The organism is Paraburkholderia caffeinilytica (genome assembly GCF_046030355.1).
GTDB lineage: Bacteria > Pseudomonadota > Gammaproteobacteria > Burkholderiales > Burkholderiaceae > Paraburkholderia > Paraburkholderia caffeinilytica_B.
This window is the reverse complement of the sequence record NZ_JAQQCQ010000025.1, coordinates 80813-103550: the sequence shown is the minus strand read 5'-3', so window position 1 is coordinate 103550 and position 22738 is coordinate 80813. Positions and strand designations below refer to the sequence as shown.

The following is a 22738-nucleotide window of genomic DNA, read 5'->3' as shown; positions in this document are numbered from 1 at the left end:
CGCCCATTAGTCTCATTAATGCCTTAAAGCCGGTAAAATGGCGGGTTCCCATTTTCCGGCCGCCCGGCTTCGTCCCGTGTTCAGTTCCCTCTACCCGCTCGTACGCGCCCAACTCTTTCGCATGGACGCGGAAGACGCTCACCACCTGACTTTGCGCATTCTTGGCGCTGCCGGCCGCACCGGCCTTGCCGGCGCGCTCGCGCCACGCGTGCCGGATGCGCCGCGCACCGTGATGGGGCTGACGTTCAGGAACCCGGTTGGACTCGCCGCGGGCCTCGACAAGGACGGCGCGTGCATCGACGGCCTGGCGGCGCTCGGCTTCGGTTTCATTGAAGTGGGCACGGTCACGCCGCGCGCGCAGCCGGGCAATCCGCGCCCGCGCATGTTCCGCCTGCCGGAGGCGAATGCCGTGATCAACCGGATGGGCTTCAACAACGCGGGCGTCGACCAGTTCGTCAAGAACGTGCAGGCCGCGCGCTATCGCGGCATTCTCGGGCTGAACATCGGCAAGAACGCCGATACGCCGATCGAGCGCGCCGCCGAAGACTATCTGTACTGCCTCGAGCGCGTGTATCCGTTCGCGAGCTACGTGACGGTCAACATTTCGTCGCCGAATACGAAGAACCTGCGCCAGCTGCAAGGCGCGGGCGAACTCGATGCGCTGCTCGCGGCGCTCAAGGACAAGCAGCAACGTCTGGCCGACATGCACGGCAAGCTGGTGCCGCTCGCCCTGAAGATCGCGCCGGATCTCGACGACGAACAGATCAAATCGATCGCCGATACGCTGTTGCGCCATAAGTTCGAAGGCGTGATCGCCACCAACACCACGCTGTCGCGCACCGCTGTCACCGGTATGCAATACGGCGAGGAAGCCGGCGGCCTGTCGGGCAAGCCGGTGTTCGACGCCTCGAACGAAGTGATCCGCAAGCTGCGCGCCGAAGTCGGCGAGACGGTGCCGATCATCGGCGTCGGTGGGATTTTTTCAGGCGAGGATGCGCGCGCGAAGCTTGCAGCGGGGGCATCGCTCGTGCAGCTCTATACCGGCTTCATCTATCGCGGACCAGCGCTGGTGGCCGAATGCGTGCAGGCGCTGCGTCAAGGCTAAGCAGACTCCCCCGCGAATTTGAGCCCCAACGCAGCGCGCGCGGCATCGGCCATGCCGATCATCTGCAGCGACTTGCTGTGCGGCATCAAGGGGCTCTCCATCTGCCCCGCCCGAATCAGTTCGCAGAAATGCGCGGTCTCGTAGTTCAGACCGCCGCCTTCGAACGGTTCGTCGAGTTCGACCACACGACCGTCGGCGTACCGGATCGTCGCGCGCGACGGGTTCCACCAGGGCTCATGAATCGTGACATGGCCACCCGGGGCCATCAGCAACGCGTCGCCCTTACCGTGCAGGTCGAGCCCGCAGAACAGCTGGGCGATGCCGCGCTCATGCTGGCTGTTCAGGCTCGCGAACGTGTCGACGCCAGTCGAGCCGAGCCGCCCCAGCGTCTGGACCTCACGCGGCGCACCGAGCCAGTCGACCGCGAGAAACATCTCGTAGACACCGATATCGAGCAGCGCGCCGCCCGCATGCTCGAACGACAGCGACGGATGATCGTCCGGCACGCCCGGCACCGAACAACCGGCACGCACGAGACCCACCTCGCCGATCGGCTCGGCATCCAGATGCGCGCGCAACTTTCTGTAGAGCGGATAGAACGGCGGTTTCATGGCTTCCATGAAAAGCCGTTGCCTCGCGCGCGCGACCGCGATGACTCGCTCGAGTTGCGGCGCGTTGATCGTGGCGGGTTTTTCGCACAGCACGTGCAGGCCGGCGTTGAGCGCGGCGATCGCGTAGTCGGCGTGACTGTCCTGGACGGTGGCGATATAAAGCGCGTCGATACCGCTCGCGAGCAGCGCATCGAAGCTCGCGCACACCTCGCCGCCGAATTCCGCAGCGAAGGCCATGGCCGGTTCGGCGCGGCGTGACCACAGCGCGGTCAGTTGCGCTTGCGGCACATGAGTGAGTCCGGCAGCGAAGCGACGGGCAATACGGCCCGCCCCGACGATCCCCCAGCGAATCATGCCGCCCGCGGGGGCTTCTTGCGTTGCGATTGTCATCGTTCCTTCGAGTCCATGCAGTTCAGAACAGGCGCTATTGTGACGCAAGCCACACGCGCATGCGCAGGCATGCTGTCGCGCCGTTCGTTATGCAAGGTCCCTGCAGGAAAGCTCTCCGCTGCCGCCGCAGCAGCGGGCACTCTCAGCCGCGCGGCGGCGGCTCCGGCGTAAAGTTGCCGCCGATCTCTTCCGCGGTGTAGTCGATCATTGCCAGCGAGGCAATTTCCGCTTCCTTCGGATCACGCCGCTCGATCGCTTCAACCACACGCTGATGCGTGCTCACCGCCTTCTCCCACATCCCGTCCTTCTGACTGACGATCGGGTTGACGGTGGACAGCGCGCCGCGAATGATCGCCGCCATCTGCTTGAAGAACTGATTGCCGCTCGCCACCACGATGCGCGCATGGAACAGTTCGTCGGCGGCCTGATAGCCGGGCTCGTCCGGCCGGATGACGCGGAACGCTTCGAACGCCTCGCGAATCGCCGCGACATCGGCCGCACTGCCCCGCGCGGCTGCCTGCGCCGAGGCACGCGGTTCGATCAGGATCCGAAATTCGATCACGTCGCGCAGAAACAGCGGATCGGGTTTCGCGCGAAAACGCCAGTTCACGACGTCTTCGTCGATCATGCGCCAATCGCTCATCGGCCGGATGCGCGTGCCGATCTTGGGCCGCACGTCCAGCATGTCGCGCGCGAGCAGCATCGACAGCGCCTCGCGCATGACGGTGCGGCTGACGTCGAACTCTTTCGACAGCACGTCCTGCGGTGGCAGGATGGCGCCGTACTTCTCTTCGACAATGCCGGTCACAAGTCCGTCCATGACTTTGCTGACCAGCGATCGATCCTTGTTTGCCTGTTCCATGTGACACTCTCCCCGAAGCGGTGTTTGTCCCCGCGTAGCCTGTTGATCAAACAGCCCTCGTGTGTCGTTTTATATAGGTGTTGTTGTTCTTTTACGATACGTTGCTAGCTTCAAAACGGTTGCGCCAGTTGGGAAACGTCCTGAGAGGGTTATCCCTCTGAAGAATTGTTTCTTCTATGTAACGCCGCCTGTTTTGACGGGCCATAAGCTTGCGTCCCAAGCGTGCCTGCGTTGCAAAATTTGCATCGTGCGAAGACGCACGTAGTGAGACGAATAGGCAAAGCGTCATGAGCGGGAATTGTCCGGGCCTGCTTTGCCGGTCTCCTGGCTGCGGCCGTACTGATCGTCGAAACGCACGATGTCGTCTTCGCCGAGATAGCCGCCTGATTGCACCTCGATGATTTCCAGCGGTGTCTTGCCTGGATTTTCGAGCCGGTGCGTGACACCGAGCGGAATGTAGGTCGATTGATTCTCTGTCAGTAGAAAGGATTCCTCGCCGCGCGTGACGCGCGCCGTGCCGCGTACCACCACCCAGTGTTCGGCGCGGTGATAGTGCATCTGCAATGAGAGCCGGCCACCCGGTTGCACCACGATGCGCTTCACCTGAAAGCGTTCGCCGCGGTCGATCGAATCGTAAAAGCCCCAGGGACGCTGGACCTTGCGGTGCTCATGGACTTCCGCACCGTGCTCCGCTTTCAGGCGGCTGACAATTGCGCGCACGTCCTGCACGCGTTCCTTCGCGGCAACCAGTATTGCATCCGCCGTTTCAACCACCACGACGCCTGTCACGCCGACGCATGCGACCAGCCGGCCGTCCGAATGCGCGAAGCTGTCAGTCGAGCCTTCAAACATCACCCGGCCGCGGCCGACGTTGCCATCGGCGTCCTTATCGGACAACTGCCAGACCGCATCCCATGCGCCGACGTCGGACCAGCCGGCGACGAGCGGCACGACGACACCGGACAGCCGCATGTCAGAACCAAGATGCTCCATCACTGCGTAGTCGATCGAATCGGACGGACAGGCATCGAAAGCAGCGCGATCGAGATGAAGCGCGCCGGCGCTATCAAGCGACGCCCGCGCAAACGATTCCGCGCATGTCGAGGCGATCAAGGGACAGCACCGCGCGATCGCAGCGAGCCACACCGAAGCACGCACAACGAAAATGCCGCTGTTCCACCAGTACTCGCCGCTGGCGACATAGCGTTCGGCCAGTTCAAGATCCGGTTTCTCGACGAAACCATCGATCGCACGCGCCCCCTGGCTCCCGACCGGCACGCCGGTGCAGATGTAGCCGTAGCCTGTTTCCGGCCGCTCGGGCGGCACGCCGAGTGTCACAATCGCGCCTTGTGCCGCATGAAACACCGCCTGCGCAAGCGCAGCGACGAACGCGGCATTGTCAGCAATCAGGTGATCGGCCGGCATCACGATGAGCACGGGATCCGGGCCGTCCGGCATGTCGCCTTGCGCGGCGAGCGCGGCGAGCGTCAGCGCCGGCGCGGTGTTACGCGGCGAAGGTTCGAGCAGGAGGCGAGGCCCACCGTCGCACCGCCCGAGCCGTTCGACGGTTGCGAGGCGCAGGTCGGCGCCACATACGACAATCGGCGCCGCCCGCTCGAAATGCGGTGCAGCGTGTATATCGGGCTCCTCCGCAAACAGACGGTCTAGCCGACGCACGGTCGATTCGAGCAGCGATTCGTCACCGAACAGGCTGATCAGCTGTTTGGGACTTTGCTCGCGCGACAGCGGCCATAGCCGCGTGCCTGAGCCACCCGCGAGAATCACCGGCTGGACGGTGCAGCACGCCAGCGCCTCGCGTGCGAGCGCCTCCTGCGTGACCGGCAATGCAAAATCGTTCATTCGAGCCTCTCCCAATGCACAACACTCCGGGCCCTCGCGACGAGGATTGAACCCGGCACGGCAAGCATCACGTGTTGATTGGAGCATGCATCAGCGGCTCATATCTGTTCGCACTCCAACACTGCCACGCTGGCGTGGCGGGCGCTCATCGACTGGACGGCCTAGCAAAGGCTGATTGACGCAACGTTCACTCGTCCACGGACTACGATCAGGCATTTGAATTAATCAATATTCCTAACCTACTTTTCAGACCGTGAACGGGAGGTATCCAGGCGGCACGCCGGACGCGAGTCAAGCCAGTGGAGTTAAAGTTTCTCGAACGTACAAACGTCCGGCAATATGCGATGCTGGTGCAGCCCGCCGGCCAGCGGCGCGCGGTCGCTCCGTGCTCTGAATGTCAAACCTACGGATAGCGCGCCGTGGTCGGGGAATGGCCCTTCCACCATGCGAAAGCCGAACTGCTCGTAGAAGGTACACAGGCTTACCGGTGCATTCACTCGTACAACTGTTCCTGGCCAGCGCTCCGCCGCCGCCCGTAGAACCCGCTCGATCAACACCTCAACCGTGCCGTCGCCCCGCCTCGCCGGACTTGTCAGCACCTTATCAAGCACCACTTGCGGGTAGTCTGTATCGTCAGGACGAACCCGTGCATAAGCAATGATGGGCATCGGGCGAGATATATCTTCAGCCGCAAAGATATGGAGTGCGCCTTCGTCGCGCCCATCGGCATCGAGACACAAATGTGACTGTTCGACGACGAATACCGCACTACGCGCACGCATGATCAGATACAACTCACGTACCGTGCACTGTTCGAATTCGAGCGTTTTCCAGTTGATCACGATTGCCCCAGCGATTCACCCGACAGAAGCCGGCCGTTGCCATGCACACAAGGTACGCCGGCCAAGCTGGCGAACTCGGTGCGCAAGCGCACTGTTGCGCGCGCAACACGAGCGGTGTCGCAAGCGTTCCATCTGCACAATGGAAGCGTAATCGAGCGCCACCATACCGGCCTCACGGCGACGCTCTGAGCGACCGCCTGCAACTGTGACCGGCGTCCGGCGGCTAGCGACTGGCGGCTAACAACTAATCGTCGAAGCAACGCCTTTAGCGGTTTCGTTCGTGTCGCGGACGCGCACTTTCATGCTGCAGCAGACGGGGTCCACTTGCCGCCGGATTCTCCGGAAACGATCCCACCGGTACCGTTTAACGCAGACGATACAGAAGCCGCACCTGAACCCGAGGCGGGCAGAATCAATACTGAGACACCGGTTTTCCACCGCCGACGCTATCCGCCGGCCGGCCCAACTGCCCCACGACGCGCATAAAACCTCGTTCTATACGCTTCTTTCCGGCCACCCCGAAAAGGTTGCGCCGACATCGAATAGCTCGCCAAAAATCGCTTCCGTGCGTCAGCCCACTCAACCCGTGGAACACATCTGAATCATTTCTGAGTCATCCGGGACGCGCTGGCTCAATGCCCGTCCAGCTAGCGTTCAGACGTTGATTCGTATCGCGCCGCCACCTGTCTGACGCGTACTATTCCAATCCGATCAATGACTTGCGCTAAAAAAATACCTCTGGCGGGGAACCGGGCAAGCGGGGGCCTGGTACAGAACTGAAACAAAAACGCATATTCCGCGGCGCAACACGTCGGTGTTTGCTTCGCTGCGCCGCACCAGTGCTCGGTTCCGGCCTCACTGGCACAATCCTCGCTAAATGAGAAGCGCAACACGAGCGCCAGCGTACACAACCCAAGACAGCGTCGGCGCGCAAAGGCCATACGGGGCCCGCACTGCCTATCCATAGCCGCTCGCCAGGCGGCAGCACGTACGGACGCAGCGACGGGTAGAAAATCAGGGGGCTGCCTCACGCGGCTCCGCGCGAGGACCGATCATGCTCACACTTCAATCCGATCTGCACGGCAATCATTTGCTTGGCGCACTGCCCTCCCACGAGTGGCAAGCAATGGCCCCTCATCTCGAACTCGTTCATCTGCGCACGGAGCAACTCCTGTGCGACTCCGGGCAACGCATCCATCACGTTTATTTTCCGACCACCGCGATCATCTCGATGTTGTCGACCATGGAAGACGGCAGCTCGGTCGAGATTGCTGCGGTGGGACGAGAAGGCATGACAGGCGTTCCAGTATTGACGGGCGGCGAAACGATGCCTAACCGCGTGCAGGTGCAAAGCGCCGGTTTCGCTTATCGCATGACAGCGCAAGCGCTCAGCCAGCAGTTCATGCGTTCCGACCTGGTACGCCGCCTGATGATGCTCTATATGCATGCGCTGTTGACCCAGGTGGCACAGACCGCCGCGTGCAACCGCCATCATTCGCTGAACAAGCAGTTGTGCCGCTGGCTGCTGATCGAGATCGACCGCGTCGCCTCGAACGAGTTGACCGTCACGCAGCAATTGATCGCGGATATGCTTGGCGTACGCCGCGAGGGCATCACCGAAGCAGCGGGCAAGCTGCATGACGAAGGTCTGATTCATCACAGCCGCGGCCATATCAAGGTGCTCGACCGCAAGGCGCTGGAATCGCGCGCATGCGAATGTTATGGGCTCGTGAAGCGTGAGTTCGACCGCTTGCTGCCGCGTCTGCACCAGGCCGAGACGGTGAGCTAGGCGACAACATTCGCTTTTCATCGAGCGCCGCAGCGAAGCCGGCATCGCGCTTGTTGAAGATTGACTTCAGTATCCTTGCTTCGCAGAGGGACGCCCCTGTCCCGGACGCGGCCATCAGGCGATTACACGTTCGTTCCTGCAACGAGTACTCGTCTGATGGCCGCGATCGTCTTCGCGGCGTGCCGCGTCGTGTCTGTGTTGCCGCACGTCACGGCGGCGATCACGCCCTCGGAATCTGAATTGTCCGCCTCAACTGCTTGATTAAATTCACACCACCCCTTCCGATAATCAACCGCGCAAACAACAACACCCACCCCTTGCCCGGAATTTTTATTTCTTTCAATATTATTCCTCCGACGATATTAACCCTTAACAAAACATTCAGGTTCTTGTAAATCAAAACATTAAACACCAGTGAAGAAACATGTCCTCTTGACATAAATCTATTATATTTTTCAAAAAACACCAGACTTGGCTCGCAATTGGCCTTCCCTGACATTCTATTGGCACCCCCGCTCAGACAGTACTCCACCAGAGGATCGTGCAAATATATGAATACGCAGCCAGCCATTTCAGCATTAATGGCAAAATCCCAATCCTGATGGCGGCGCAAAGATCCATCGAAGCTAATTAACGGATACTGATGACGCCACATCATGATAGATGAACTCTGAATATACCCTCCATCCAATAAAATGAAGTCAAGCATCGGTTGACCCCCATAGGGAGACCGGTTGCCCAGGACGCGCTGGCTTCCGTCGGTTAGCATCACGTTACTGAACAGGACCTTCGCTTCGCTCCTGGAAGGCTTGGGGCCGAACGCGGCGATGCATCGCTCGAGCTTGTTCGGGAGCCATCGGTCATCTGCGTCCAGAAAAGCAATCAGATCGCCGGTTGCCTCCTCAATGCCTCTGTTTCGACACCACGCTGCGCCACGATTCACGGTTTCGCGAATCAGGCGCAATGCAATCCCATCTCCGCAATGCTCCGGTAATTCGAACTGCAAGCCCGATGCATCGTCTATAACAATAATTTCCCGCGGAACAACGGTTTGACCAGATATTGATTCTATAGCCATCCAAAGTAAATCAGGGCTATTGTAGTGCGGAATTATCACACTAACACTAGTGACATCGTCAAAATCACGCCCCATCCCACACCTCAGCTATGAATTTGAAAGATTCCTCACGCAAAGAAAAAATTATCCAGTTGCATCTTGCAAGCCAATTAATTACACCTGCCATGCCAATACTTTACTAATCACACAATAAATCCTGTCAGATTGCTTTCCATTACTAAATTTCGACCCTGTTTTTCTCGAACAGGATGGTGCTGACATAGTTCAATGTCGGATTAAGTCCTCATATGCGGGTGCATCGACCGGCCCATCGTCTGCCAGTTGAACAGATCGATGGCGACGGTCAGGTACGCCAGGAAGGAAGTGCCCTCAGGGAAAAGCCTGTCTTAGGCTATCGCCACGTAGGTGATGTCGCCTGTCTGCCGCGGTGAAGTTGCGCGCCTGCAGATTCGGCGCGGCCGGCAAATCATGATTCGCATTCGTCGTCGCAACGTGCTTGCGCCCGTTTGGGCCACGCAAGCCGTGCGGCGCCATCGCCTCAACCGGCGAGGCGATACGCTGTGACGGATCGTAAGACGCATTCCCCTCACTGTTCCGTGGGTTGCCCAACAATCCCGCGTAAATTGAGGTCGGCACGTCGCGGCTTACAGCTAGTCAACGTCAGGCGGGCACGCCGCCTTCCGATGTTGATCCTGTAGAATCGGGTAGCCCCACCGCCAGTCGATTCCAGGCTCTCAATGTCCTCTCCTCTCCTTACACCGCCCTCTGCGCAAGAAGTGCATGTCTGGCAATGGGATCTCGATGTCTGCAGCGGCGATTTTGATCAGTACTGGCAAATACTATCCACGCAAGAGCGCGAGCGGGCCGACAAATTCCGCTTCGAACGGCATCGCCGTCGCTTCGTGGCAGGACGAGGCGAACTCAGGCGGATTCTCAGCCGCTATCTCGGGTTATCACCGCGTGACGTCGCCCTTGATTATGGTTCGGATGGCAAACCTTTCTGCACCATCCAGCCTCCTGGGTGGACGATCTGCTTCAACCTCAGCCACAGCGAGAATGCGGCGGCTCTCGCAATCTCGAACGGTTTCGAGATCGGCATCGACATAGAACAAGGCCGCCCGATCGAGGAGAGTATGCCGCTCCAGGTATTCTCCACCCGGGAGCGCGCGGAATTCACCGCGTTGCCGGATACAGAACGGCAAAAGGTCTTCTTTGAAAGCTGGGTGCGCAAAGAGGCCTGCTTGAAAGCGCTCGGCACGGGCTTTACCCTGCCACCGGACCACTTCGAATTCGATCTTTCCATCCACGGCGACACGACACCCCGCTTCGTCGGCGGGGACGCGGAGGAAGCAATGCATTGGCGCATTTGCGCCCTGCCCTCCGGCCCGACCTGCGCAGGAGCGGTGGCGGCCCGACGCATGGACTGGTCGATTGTCAACATGAATTGACTGACGGCGTCCGCATCAGAGAAACGGCGCAGTGCTGCAAAGGCGCCTCGATACTATGCGCTGGCGCACATAGTTAGCCGTATCCGTCACGGAGCACCTGCTTGTGTCATCTCAAGCGGCTGAGCGCCACGCTTCTCCCGAATTCTTCCGAAACGTCACGCGAATATCGCGTACGGTCCATCGTCCCGTCACATTCCAGGTTTAAGCGCGAGTGCCCGACACGCTCCCGGCGCACGAGCGCTTCGCGCGTGATGTGTTGTTGCGTCGTTCGTGTGTGCGACGGCGAACGGATAGGCCGGCCGCGGAAGATTAACTTCCACTTACAGCAAATTTCGCGTTTTGAGACGCTGACCAGGCACGGACAGTCTCGTGCTGCTTGCGCCTCCTGTGACTGGCCGCCGTGAAGTGCGCGCGTTGCACGCTCATCGCCAGGCATAGCTCAGTACAAGGCCTTCATCTAAATTACCGGAGAGCGGCAAATGTCACACAGAGAGGGATATTCAGGCGACTTGCCGAGCGGGCCAGGTCATATACCAGGCGTGGCAGAGCGCTTCGATGCCGTATGTGCGGTGTTTGGTAATCATCTTGCTGCGATCGACACAACGGGTGAAGAAAGTTATGCCGCCCTCGGCGAACGTTCGGCCCGTCTTGCGACCGTCCTGCACGGCATGGGGCTGGAGCGAGGCGAGCGCTGCGCCATCATGGTCCCGCGCAGCCGCGATACGTTAGCGTTGATCCTCGCGATCCTGCGTCTGGGAGCAGTCTACGTGCCGCTGGATCCGGCCTATCCCCGCACGCAACTCGATTTCATCGTTGCCGATTGCTCGCCCAAGCTCATCATCGCCGAAGGGGCTGCGCTCGCCAGCGTCGGCGACCTGAATGGCGTATGGGTCGATCTGGCGAATCTCGTGGCATCGTCGGAGGCTGCCGATCCCGCTCCGCTCCAGGCTTCCGGTGGCGGCGACCCGGCCTACATCATGTACACCTCCGGCTCGACCGGCAAGCCGAAGGGCGTGATCGTGCCGCATCGCGCGATTCTGCGTCTGGTGCATGACCAGACCTTCGCCGACCTGTCGCCGCAGACACGCTTCCTCAACCTGGCGCCCCTCGCCTTCGATGCCAGTACGCTGGAGATCTGGGGTCCGCTCCTGAACGGTGGCTGCGCCGCTATCATCAACGAGGTTCAGCCTTCGCTCGACACGGTCGCTGCCGGGATTGCGCGACTCGGCGCGACGAGCGCCTGGTTCACGGCCGGCCTCTTCAATGCGCTCGCCGACTATCGGCTGGAAGCCTTTCTGCCGCTCAAGGAGGTGCTGACCGGCGGAGATGTGCTGTCGCCCGTCCACGTACGCAAGGTCATGGAGGCCCATCCCGGGCTGCAGGTCGTCAACGGCTACGGCCCGACCGAAAACACGACCTTCTCCTGCTGCTACCGCATTCCGCGCGGCGGCGAGGCGCTGGAAAATGGCGACGCCATTCCCATCGGCGACGCCATCGCGGGCACGCTCGTCTACATCCTGGACGACAAGTTTGTTCCTGTCGGCAAGGGGGAAGTGGGTGAGCTCGTCGTGGGCGGTGAAGGCGTTGCGCTCGGCTACCTCAATCGTCCCGAACTGACGGCGGAGAAATTCGTCGACGACATCTTCACCCCCGGCGCCAGGCTCTACCGCACCGGTGACCTGGTCCGCCGTCGCCCGGACGGCGCCATTGATTTCCTGGGCCGCAACGATCGGCAAATCAAGATCGCCGGCAAGCGCATCGAGCTCGATGAAATCGAACATGCCCTGCGTGCGGCGCCCGGCGTAGCCGATGCGGCCGTGGCAGCGTTCGAGGGCCGCAGGGGGAAATCCATCGCCGGCTTCGTGAAGGCCGATGTAGCGACAGCCGCCGTCTTGCTGGACGGAATCCGCGCTTATCTCAAGACTGCCTTACCCGACTACATGATGCCGGCGGAGTTGCGAATCCTGCCGGCCTTTCCGCTGACACCGAATGGCAAGGTCGACCGCAAAGCCCTGCTTGCCGGGCTCGATACGCCTGCCGCGGCATCGGCCGCAGCCGGGCCGGTGGACGACGATATCGCCGCAAAGCTGGCGGCTGTGTTCGAAGGGCTCCTCGGCAAGCCCGTCGATCGCCGGTCGAATTTCTTCGACCTTGGACTGCGTTCGCTGGATCTGATGCAGGCGCACGCCATCATCATGCGCGACGTGGCGGCCAAGGTGGCGCTGGTGGATCTGTTTCGTCATCCTAATGTCGAGGCGCTGGCCACGCATCTGCGCGCCACGCTCGGGGTGACGAAGAGTGAGGCCATCCGGCCGCGCCGTGACACACAAGGCGGGGCCATCGCAGTCATCGGCATGTCCGGTCGGTTTCCCGGTGCACGCAATGTCTCCGAACTCTGGGCCAACATCCTCGCGGGACGCGACTGCATCACCCATTTCAACATGACGGAACTGGAAGACAGTTTCGACGAGAGCACTCGCCGCGAAGAACGCTACGTCAAGGCAAAGCCGATACTCTCCGACGTCGACCGCTTCGATGCCGGCTTCTTTGGAATGCTCGCGCGCGAAGCGGCACTGACCGATCCGCAGCAGCGCCTTTTCCTGCAGATCGCCTGGGAAGCGTTCGAAGACGCCGGATATGATCCGGCGACGATCGCCGGCGCTGTCGGGGTATTCGCCGGCACCTCGATGAATACCTACTTCCTCAAGCATGTCCTGTCTGATCGCGGCGTCATCGACGAATTCACGAGCCAGTTCCAGGTCGGCGAGTATCAGAAGCTGGTGGGGGCCGGCGATTTCGTCGCCACCCGCACCGCCTACAAGCTCGGCCTCACGGGACCGGCCATATCGGTACAAACGGCGTGCTCTACCTCGCTGACCGCGATTAGCCTGGCCGTGGAGAACCTTCGCTCGGGACGCTGTGACATGGCCTTGGCCGGCGGTGTGTCGGTCACCTTCCCGCAGAAGCGCGGCTATTTCTACGAGGAAGGCGGAATGGGTGCGCCGGATGGGGTTTGCCGCCCATTTGATGCCGGTGCCAGCGGCACGGTATTCGGCAGCGGCGCCGGCGTTGTCTTGCTGAAACGCCTCGAGGACGCCATCGCCGACGAGGATCCGATTTATGCCGTGATCCGCGGCGTCGGCATCAACAACGACGGTTCCGACAAGGTGGGTTTCACCGCGCCTAGCGTCGATGCGCAGGCCCGCGCGATTGCCATCGCGCACGCCGAAGCCGGCGTTGACCCGGCCTCCATTGGCTATGTCGAAGCCCACGGTACGGCAACGCCACTCGGCGATCCCATTGAATTCGCCGGCCTGGTGCAGGCATTCCGCCTGGGCGGCGTCGAAGGCGGCCAGTTCTGCGCCCTCGGCTCGGCGAAGGCCAATGTCGGACACCTCGATGCAGCGGCCGGCGTGACGGGTTTCATCACAGCATCGCTCGCCTTGCGCAACCGTGTCTTGCCGCCGCTCCTGCATTTCCGTGCGCCCAACCCGGCCATCGACTCGGCTAACAGCCCGTTCTTTTTCAACGCGTCTGCGCGTCCCTGGGCCGATGGCCCGGCACCGCGTCGTGCCGGCGTGAGTTCCTTCGGCGTCGGCGGTACGAATGTCCATGTGGTGTTGGAGGAAGCGCCCGGCCGCGCCAACGCCGCATGTGAGTCGCAACAGGCGCCGCAAGACGGACTGCAGATCTTGCCGCTCTCGGCCAGGAGCGCGGCAGCGCTCGAACGCACCAGGGCCCATCTTGCCAGCCATCTGGCCGCCCATCCCGGCCTCTCGCTCGCCGACGTCGCCGTGACGCTGCAAACGGGCCGCCGCTCCTTTACCCACCGCGCCGTGGTCATCGCCGACAGCCTCGATCAGGCTCAGGCGAAGCTTCAGAAGGGGGCCATCGAAGCCCAGGCCCCTCAGGCCGCGCCCGCGGTGGTCTTTATGTTTCCCGGCCAGGGCGCCCAGTATCCGGGCATGGGCCAGGCGCTCTATCGCACCGAGCCGGTGTATCGCCAGTGGATCGACAAAGGCGCCGAAGCGCTAGCGCCGCATGTCGGGCTCGATATCCGGACCCTGCTGCTCAGCGAGGCCCCGGAAGGCGACGACACGCCGCATCCCATCCGTTCGACGATCTACGCGCAGCCGGCCCTGTTCCTGGTCGAATATGCACTGGCGCAGTTGTGGATTTCTCGCGGCATCAAGCCGACAGCGATGATCGGCCACAGCATCGGCGAACTGGTTGCAGCCTGCGTGGCCGAGGCGATTTCTTTCGAGGATGCGCTGTACCTGATCGCCCGGCGCGGCGCGCTCATGCAGTCGGCCGAACCGGGCGCGATGCTGGTCGTGCGTCTGTCGGAGGCCGATCTCGAGCCCATCCTGCCCGGCGATGTCGACCTGGCCGCAGTCAATGCGCCGTCGCTCAGCGTAGTGGCCGGCCCCTTCGCGGCCATCAAGGCTTTCGAGGCCACGCTGAAAGCGAGCGACATCGAGCATCGGCGTCTGCATACCTCGCATGCCTTCCACTCGCGCATGATGTCCGGCGTCGTTGAAGACCTTGCCAGGCTCGCGGACACCCTTTCTTTCGCAAGGCCGAAGATCCCCTACGTGTCCACGGTGACCGGTCAGTGGGCGGCAATGGATCAGCCGGTGCCGGGACATTACTGGGCCAGTCATTGCCGCAACGTGGTGCGCTTCAGTGAAGCGCTGTCCACGGTGACAGCGCAGGACAAGCCCCTGCTCCTCGAAATCGGCCCGGGCCGGACGCTGTCGACCTTTGCCACGCAGGGATTGCCCAAGGACCGCTATCAGGGCGCGCTCGCCTCCCTGCCTGACTTCGCGATGCGCGAGCGGGAACTGTCCGTTCTGGCCGAGACGACCGGGCGCCTGTGGCTAAACGGTGTCACGCCGAACTGGAAAGCCGTCCAGCCCGAAGCCGCCCGTCGTATCTCGCTACCGACCTATCCGTTCGAACCGGAACGGCATTGGATCGACGCTCCCGCAACTGCCTCCTCAAGCCAGCCGACGACGGCCGCCGCGGCGATTGCCGCGCCAGCCTCGTCCGACGCCATAACCCACATTGCCCCGACCGCCATGACCCAAGCCGTCCAAATCGATCGCAAACCGCGCCTCATTGCCGAACTGGCGTCGCTTCTCACCGAAATGTCCGGCGAGGCGCCGGATACCTCCAATCCGGACGTGACCTTCTGGGATCTCGGTTACGACTCCCTGTTCATGGGACAAGTCTCCCGGCAGCTTCGCCGACGCTACGACGTCACGATCAGCTTCCGGCAGATCATGAGCGACTATCCGACGCTGCCCGCCCTGGCGCAGTTCCTCGATGGCGCGTTGCCGCCTGATCCGGAACCGCAGATCGCGCCGGCCGCAGCCGAGGCTTCGCCGGTTGCCGTTGCGGCATCAACCGCGCCCATCGTGGCTGCACCGGCCGCCGTCGCACTGGCCGCGCCCACGCTGGCCGCTGTCCCGGCTACGGGCGACATCCAATCGGTATTCCGCGACCAGCTCGCCGCGATGCAGTCCCTGATGTCGCGTCAGCTCGAGGTGCTCCAGGGCGCGCCGCTGGCGGTGCAGCAGCCTGCCGCGGCAATCCAGGCCGCCGCTCCGACCGCCGCGCTCGCGCCGGCCGCTGCTCCCGCGCGGCCCGGCGGCCCCGACATCAAGTTCGAGGAGAACCGGCCGACGCGCTTTACCGCCTACAAGCCCGGCGCAACCAGCTCGGCGCAGATCACCGACGCCCAGACGGCGTTCATCGCCGATCTGTCGGCTCGCTACTCGGCGAGAACCGCCACATCCAAATCCCGTACGCAATCCTATCGATCCGTGCTTGCCGACCCGCGTACCGCCAGCGGCTTCCGCGAGGAATGGAAGGAACTGGTCTATCCCATCGTCGCCCAGCGCTCCAAGGGCTCGAAGATCTGGGATGTCGACGGCAATGAATATATCGATGTGGTCAACGGCTACGGTCAGACCGCATTCGGCCATACGCCGGATTTCGTCGTGGAAGCGGTCAACGCGCAGATGGCGGAGGGCTTTGCCATCGGACCGCAGTCTCCGCTCGCAGGCGAGGTCGCCCAGATGTTCGCCGAGATGACCGGGCATCAACGCGTCACCTTCTGCAATACCGGTTCGGAAGCCGTGATGGCAGCGATGCGCCTCGCGCGCACCGTGACAGGCAAGGAGAAGGTCGTCTGCTTCGACGGTGACTATCACGGCCAGTTCGACGAAGTGCTCGTCAAGCCGGGAAGCGAGGCCGGCGTGCCGCGCGCTTTCCCGCTCGCGCCGGGCATCCCGCAAAACTCGGTGGGCAACATGGTCGTGCTGCCCTACGCCAGGGCCGAGAGCCTCGAGTGGATCAAGGCCAACATCGACGATATCGCCGCTGTGCTGATCGAACCGGTGCAGTCGCGCCATCCCAATCTGCGCCCCAGGGAATTCGTGCAGCAATTGCGCGACGTCACCGCGGCCAACGAGTCGGCGCTCATCGTCGACGAGGTTGTGACGGGCTTTCGCGTGCACCCCGCCGGCATGCAGGGCTATTGGGGCATCAAGGGCGACATGGCGACCTACGGCAAGGTGGTGGGCGGCGGCCTGCCCGTGGGCGTGCTCGCCGGCAGCACCCAGTTCATGGATGCGCTCGACGGCGGCCAGTGGCAATTCGGCGACGCGTCGGTTCCCGAAGTCCCGCCGACCTTCTTCGCCGGCACGTTCGTGCGCCATCCCGTGGTATTGGCGGCAATGAAAGCCGTCCTCCTGCACCTCAAGGAGGCTGGCCCGGCGCTGCAGGAATCGCTCGGCGCCCGCATGGACGGCCTCGTACAACGCATCAATGCCCATCTGGAGAAAGTCGGCATCGCCTCGCGGGCGGAATCCTTCTCGAGCTGGTTCTATATCAGCTTTGCAGGCGAAGACCGTTTGGGCAGTCTGTTCTATGCCTATATGCGCTACCTCGGCATCCACATCATGGAAGGCTTCCCTTGCTTCCTGACGACCAGCCATTCGGATGAGGACATCCGCAAAATCGGCGACGCCTTCGTCGAAAGTATTTCCGCACTTCAAAGCGTGGGCATTCTCGGCGGCACGAAGGACGCCCTCGCGTCGACCCCGTCGGCCGAACCTAAGCCGCTCACCGAGTCTCCGCTCACCGAGCCTCAGAAAGAAATCTGGATGTCGGCTCAACTGGGCAACGAAGCATCGCTCGTGTTCAACGAGTCGTTCACCCTCGAACTCACGGGTCACCTGAACGAGGCCGCTTTCGAGCGTGCCTTCGCGGCGACGATTGCGCGCCACGATGCGTTGCGCGCGCACTTCTCACGCGTCGGCGACAAAATGTTCGCGGATGCGGCGACGACCGTTCCGCTGGAAAGGATTGATCTTTCCGGCCACGCCAATGCAGCCGGAGAACTCGAGGCCCTCATCGATGCGGAAGCACGCGAGGTCTTCGATCTCACCCGTGCCCCGCTGGTGAGTGCCGCGCTGGTGCGTCTGGAACCCCAGAAGTGGGCCTTCGTGTTTACCGCCCATCACATCATCTGCGACGGATGGTCGATCAATATCATCCTGCGCGATCTGGGGGCTCTTTATGCAGCCGGGATTTCGGGCAAGGAGCCCGAGCTCGACGAGGTGCAGAGTTTTCTCACCTTCGCCAAAACGCAGGATGAGGCCGGTGTCGAGAAGGAGACGCGTGATTTCTGGCTGAATCTCCATCGCGACCCCGCGCCGCAGCTCGATTTGCCCGGCGACCGGCCGCGCCCGGAACTGAAGAGCTTCCGCGGCGCCTCGACAACCCGTCATCTGGGTGCCGATCTTCTCAAGCAGGTAAAAACCGCATCCTCGAAGCAAGGCTGCTCGCTGTTCGCCACCCTGTTCGGCGCCGTTCAGGTGCTGTTCGGCCGCCTGTCCGGCCATGACGATGTCGTCATCGCGGCGCCGATGGCCGGCCAGTCCCTAGCCGGCGAAGCGCTGCTGGTCGGGCACTGCGTCAACTTCCTGCCATTGCGTGTCAGGTTCGACCGCGACCAGCCGTTCGCCGTGCACATGAAGGCGGTGCGCGATCACGTGTTCGACGCGAGTGACCGGCAGAACTACACGTATGGCGCGCTGGTGCGCGATCTCGGCATCAAGCGGGATTTCAACCGACTGCCGCTGACTGAGCTGCAGTTCAATCTGGAGAAGGTCGACGAACTGCTCGACATGGCCGGCGTGGCCACGCACTTCACGCCGAACGCAAAGGCCTACAGCAACTTCGATCTCTTCCTGAACGTGATCGAATCGCCGCAGGGTCTTCGTCTGGATTGCGACTTCAACACCGACGTCTATGACGAGACGACGGTTCAGCGTTGGCTCGGCTACTACGAAACCTTGCTTGCGGCGATCGCCCGCGATGCCGAAACGCCGATCGCGGCACTGCCTCTGCTGAACGAAAAGGAGATCCACCATCTTCGCGACGAGCTGAATGCCTCCCAGCGCGACTACGATCTCTCGCAGACGGTCCCGGCGATGATCGCCGCGCAGACTCGCCGGACTCCCGATACGACGGCCGTGTCGGACGCGTCGTCGAGCCTCGCCTATGGCGAACTCGATGCACGCGCCAACCAGATCGCCCGCGGGCTCGTGGCAGCAGGTATCGCGCCGCGCGGACGCGTCGCCATCGCAATGGACCGGACGGCGCTGACCGTGGCCGCCATGATCGGCGTGTGGCGGGCCGGCTGCGCCTATGTCCCCCTCGACATGACGATGCCGCCGGCGCGCCTGCGCCAGATCCTCGATGGCGCCGACATTGCCGCCATTCTCAGCGATGCTGAAAGCCGGACGGTGCTGGAACCCGGTGACCATCGCGTGCTGGAACTGGAAGCGCTGCTCGAAGCGCGCGACGACGCGGACAGCGACGACGAGGTCGTGACGTTGCCCATCGTGTCGGATGCGGATTCGGCCTACGTCATCTTCACGTCGGGCTCGACGGGCCAGCCCAAGGGTGTGGAGATCGGCCATCGCGCGCTGAGCAACTTCCTGTTGTCGATGGCGCAAGCGCCGGGCTTTACGGCGAGAGACCGCATCGTCGCAGTCACCACGTTCTCCTTCGATATTTCCGGTCTCGAACTGTTCCTGCCGCTCATCGTCGGCGGCCAGACGTTCATCGCCGGTCATGCAGAGGTGCGCACGGGCTACGAGTTGGTGACCCGGCTGAAGGAAGAGGCCGCCACCGTTCTCCAGGCCACGCCATCGTTGTGGCGCATGCTGCTGGAGGCCGGTTTCAAGGCACCCAAGGGCTTCACTATCCTGTGCGGCGGTGAGCCGTTGCCGCGCGATCTCGCCGACGACCTGCTGGCAACCGGCGCCCAGGTGTGGAATCTGTATGGCCCCACGGAGACAACGATCTGGTCCTCGGCGTTGCGTGTTGTTGCGGACGGCCCTGTGGTCATCGGCAGCCCCATCGCCAATACGGATCTGCATGTGCTGACCGACGACCTGCATCTGGCGCCGGAAGGCGTCAGCGGCGAACTGTGGATTGGCGGCGAAGGCCTGGCCAAGGGCTACTTCAACCGCCCCGATCTCACCGGCGCCGCCTTCAGGACGGTTGCCATCGAAGGCGCTGCGCCGCGCCGGCTCTACCGCACCGGCGACCTGGCCAAGCGGCTTGCCGACGGCTCGCTCCAGCACCTCGGCCGTCGCGACCAGCAGATCAAACTGCGCGGCTTCCGCATCGAGATCGAGGATATCGAGGCGGCCTTGCGTAAGGCGCCCGGCGTTACTGCGGCAGCGGTTGCCTTGCATACCGTCAACGACAGTCCTCGCCTCGCGGGCTATATCGTCGGGACGGCCGTCGACAAGATCGACCAGGGCGCGGTCGCGGCGCACGTTGCCGGGCAATTACCGAGCTATATGGTGCCGACCTTGTGGATGACCCTCGACGCGCTGCCTCAGACCAGCAACGGCAAGCTCGACCGCAAAGCCCTGCCCGTGCCGACAGCGGACATGGTGGCCGCGCCAGTCCGCCATCAGCCGCACGCGGCGCTCACGGTGGTTCCGCCGGCCCCTCTGCCGGCCGGATCAGTGGCCACGCCGATCGAACGACCGGCCATGCCGGCCGAACCTGCAGCCGTGACGCCGACTCAGGCCACCATCGCGGCGATCTGGGGGGACGTGCTCGGTTTGCAGCATGTCGGCATCGACCAGCAGTTCTTCAGCCTCGGCGCGGACAGCCTCCAGCTGTTCCGCATCGTCGCGCGAATGAACGAGCGTGGATTGGGCGTGGATGCCCGTCAGCTCATGAAGAACGTGACGATCGCCGAATTGGCGGCGAGCCTTGACGGCACGCAGGAGAGCGAACTGACCGAGGCGCCTGCCGTCGCCCGGCCGTCGATCCTCAACTTCAAACGCAGAATTGCCGAGGGAGCGTGAGAGATGAACGGGATAGCCTTGAATATCGCCCCGAATCAGGAGATCGAAGCCGGCTATGCCCTGTTCCCGGCGACCGCCTGCCAGGTACGCTTCTGGCACGAGCAGAAGGCATCGCCGAAGGCCTCCGCCCTCAACATCGCCTTCCGGCTGCAATTGTCGGGTCCGCTGGATGCCGCGAGCATCGAACAGGTGCTCGGCGAACTGGTGGCGCGACACGAGATATTGCGGACCCGCTTCGTGATGACGGGTGCGGGGCTGCGCCAGCAGGTCTGGAGTCATGCGCCGTTCCGGCTCGACGTGGTCGACCTTACCGGTCTGGAAGAAAAGGCCGCCGTGGCCGAGGCCGAGCGTGTCGGCGGACAGCAGGCTCGCACGCCCTTCGAATTGTCGTCGCCCTCCTTTTTCCGCGCCGTATGGTTGCCCAGGTCGTCCACGCAGGGTGAATTGCAGCTGACCTTCCATTCGCTCGTCATGGATGGCTGGTCCTTCGCGATCCTCGTGCGCGAACTGGTGGAAGGACTCGCCGCGTTACATGCGGGTCATGATCCCGAATTCGCCGATGTCGACCTTCACCATGGCGACTACGCGCTGTGGAAGGAAGAGTTCCTTGCCAGCGGTGCGCTCGATCGCGCCCGCACCCATTGGCGCCAGGAGCTTCAGGACTTCAGCCGCTTCGACGTTCCCGGCGATCGTCCCCGGTCGCAGGAGCGGCGCTTCCAGGGTGTGATTCGCTCCATTCTGTTGCCCACTGCGCTGAGCGACCGTCTGATTGCGGCCGCCAAGGCACAAGGCGTGACGCTGTTCAGCGTGGCGGCGGCGGGTCTTGCGATGGCGCTGCAAACGGCGGCCGGCCAGACCCGGGTAGCCTTGAGCACCCAGATGTCGGTGCGGGATCAGCAGGAACTCGAAAGTGTGGTCGGACCGCTCATCAACACGGTGATACTTCGCCTCGACGTTCCCGAAGGCAGTACTGTTGCCTCCGTCACTGCGCAGTGCGGCGCCAAGCTCAGCGACGCTATCGAACATCTCCACTTGCCGTTCGAAGAGATGATGGACATGGCGGGCGAGGTTGCCGACGGAGATCGCCCGCCGCTATGCTCGGTCAATTTCGCCCTGCAGCAAAGCTTCGTCGGCGGGAGCGACGAGGTTCGCCGCCAGGATTTCGCCGCGACGACGTCGCCCTCCTTCAACGCGGGCGCGCTCTACGACCTCAACTTCTTTATGGTGCGACGCCCGGATGGTTGGCGCATCTCCTGCGAAGGCGACACGGACCTTTACGACGTCGAGACGATCGACCGGCATCTGGCAGTGTGGCGCGAGATGCTGGAAACCGTTGAAATCGTGGCGCAACGGCCGCTGGCGGCTGCGGCTGCGAGAGACACGGCGCAAGTCGCGGGAGGCGTCGGCGTCAGCGGTTTCATGAGTCAGGCGGAGCTGGAGGCGAAAGCGCGCAATATCGTTCGATTCAACGAGGATGGGTCGGGAACCCCCATCATCACGCTCAACAACGTGGCGGTACTCTATGAACTGGCTCGGCAGATCGACTCCGATCGGCCTGTCATCGACATCCCGATGGTGCCGGAAGGCGCCCCGCGCGAGTTCCCGCAGCGTGCTTTCCAGGACCTCGCCGCGGACGCCGTGCGACTGATCAGGCTGGCCCGGCCAAAAGGCCCCTATATCCTCATGGGGCACTGCGTGCTCGGTGCGATGTCGCTGGAGGCGGCTCATCAGCTCAGGCGCGAGGGCGAAACGGTGGAGCTCGTCATCCTCAACGACTCCTGGTGCCCCGGTTATCGCGAGTCGATGCCCTGGTACGACCGGCAGTTGCGCAAGATGCAGGTGCGTGCGGACAACATTCCGCGCGATTTTCGCAAGGCCATGCGGGGCGAGACCTCCATGGTCGCCTTCCTCAAGCAGTATCGGATCGTTCGCTGGCTCGGCATTGCGGACCTTGCTCTCAAACTCGGCCTGATCAAGGGAAATGCTTCGGAGCACATGATTTCGGAGAATCGCTGGTACATCGAATATCTACTGGCTCAGCAGGCGCGGTATCGTCCGGCGCCCTATGACGGCGACGTGCAGATCTTCCGCAGTGGCCAGGTGCTCAACGGGCGCCTGTTCGCCCACGACCTGGGATGGCATCCGGTGGTATCGGGCAAACTGGTCGTCACCGAGATTCCCGGTATGCACGATCAGATCTTTCGCTCAGCGGGTGCCGCTGTCATCGGCACGCAACTGCGTGAGCGGCTGGCTGGAATCGAGGCTAACGGGCTTGAGGCCGGTCCTGGCGACCAGGATGCGCCGACAGCATTCCTGAGTCGTGCTGAGGCTTAGATCAGAGAGGGTT

The 22738-nt window shown here is 62.7% G+C and carries 10 protein-coding genes; 5 read left to right on the top strand and 5 right to left on the bottom strand.

The window, feature by feature from the left end:
• Nucleotides 1-121 precede the first annotated feature (121 nt).
• Nucleotides 122-1105, top strand: a complete 984-nt coding sequence (locus PQQ95_RS29880; protein ID WP_408444220.1) for a quinone-dependent dihydroorotate dehydrogenase — start codon at nucleotides 122-124, stop codon at nucleotides 1103-1105.
• Here the strand turns inward: PQQ95_RS29880 and PQQ95_RS29875 are convergent.
• From PQQ95_RS29875 to PQQ95_RS29860, 4 genes are all read right to left on the bottom strand, one after another.
• Nucleotides 1102-2106: a Gfo/Idh/MocA family protein gene (locus tag PQQ95_RS29875; RefSeq protein ID WP_408444147.1), complete on the bottom strand. Its 1005-nt coding sequence runs from the start codon at nucleotides 2104-2106 to the stop codon at nucleotides 1102-1104. The genes PQQ95_RS29880 and PQQ95_RS29875 overlap by 4 nt on opposite strands.
• A 142-nt stretch (nucleotides 2107-2248) precedes the next feature.
• The gene (locus tag PQQ95_RS29870; protein WP_408444144.1) at nucleotides 2249-2968 is read right to left on the bottom strand and encodes a FadR/GntR family transcriptional regulator; all 720 of its coding nucleotides are present in this window, start codon (nucleotides 2966-2968) and stop codon (nucleotides 2249-2251) included.
• Nucleotides 2969-3253: 285 nt separating this feature from the next.
• Nucleotides 3254-4828, bottom strand: coding sequence for a mannose-1-phosphate guanylyltransferase/mannose-6-phosphate isomerase (locus tag PQQ95_RS29865; RefSeq protein WP_408444142.1), 1575 nt, complete (start codon nucleotides 4826-4828; stop codon nucleotides 3254-3256).
• Nucleotides 4829-5133: 305 nt separating this feature from the next.
• Complete coding sequence (locus PQQ95_RS29860) at nucleotides 5134-5667, bottom strand: GNAT family N-acetyltransferase (protein ID WP_408444217.1); 534 nt, start codon at nucleotides 5665-5667, stop codon at nucleotides 5134-5136.
• A gap of 1057 nt (nucleotides 5668-6724) precedes the next feature.
• Here PQQ95_RS29860 and PQQ95_RS29855 point away from each other — a divergent pair.
• On the top strand, nucleotides 6725-7459 hold the full coding sequence (locus tag PQQ95_RS29855; RefSeq protein ID WP_054034603.1) for a Crp/Fnr family transcriptional regulator: 735 nt from the start codon (nucleotides 6725-6727) through the stop codon (nucleotides 7457-7459).
• A gap of 220 nt (nucleotides 7460-7679) precedes the next feature.
• Here the strand turns inward: PQQ95_RS29855 and PQQ95_RS29850 are convergent, their stop codons facing one another.
• A complete protein-coding gene (locus PQQ95_RS29850) occupies nucleotides 7680-8612 on the bottom strand; it encodes a glycosyltransferase family 2 protein (RefSeq protein ID WP_408444140.1) in 933 nt (310 codons plus the stop codon).
• A 662-nt stretch (nucleotides 8613-9274) separates the two neighbouring features.
• Here PQQ95_RS29850 and PQQ95_RS29845 point away from each other — a divergent pair.
• The 3 genes from PQQ95_RS29845 to PQQ95_RS29835 all read left to right on the top strand — a co-directional run bounded on the left by PQQ95_RS29845 (nucleotide 9275) and on the right by PQQ95_RS29835 (nucleotide 22725).
• Nucleotides 9275-9985: a 4'-phosphopantetheinyl transferase family protein gene (locus PQQ95_RS29845; protein ID WP_408444138.1), complete on the top strand. Its 711-nt coding sequence runs from the start codon at nucleotides 9275-9277 to the stop codon at nucleotides 9983-9985.
• 539 nt (nucleotides 9986-10524) lie between these two features.
• Nucleotides 10525-20391, top strand: a complete 9867-nt coding sequence (locus PQQ95_RS29840; protein ID WP_408444136.1) for a non-ribosomal peptide synthetase — start codon at nucleotides 10525-10527, stop codon at nucleotides 20389-20391.
• A gap of 3 nt (nucleotides 20392-20394) precedes the next feature.
• On the top strand, nucleotides 20395-22725 hold the full coding sequence (locus tag PQQ95_RS29835; RefSeq protein WP_408444134.1) for a condensation domain-containing protein: 2331 nt from the start codon (nucleotides 20395-20397) through the stop codon (nucleotides 22723-22725).
• The last annotated feature ends 13 nt before the right edge of the window (nucleotides 22726-22738 follow it).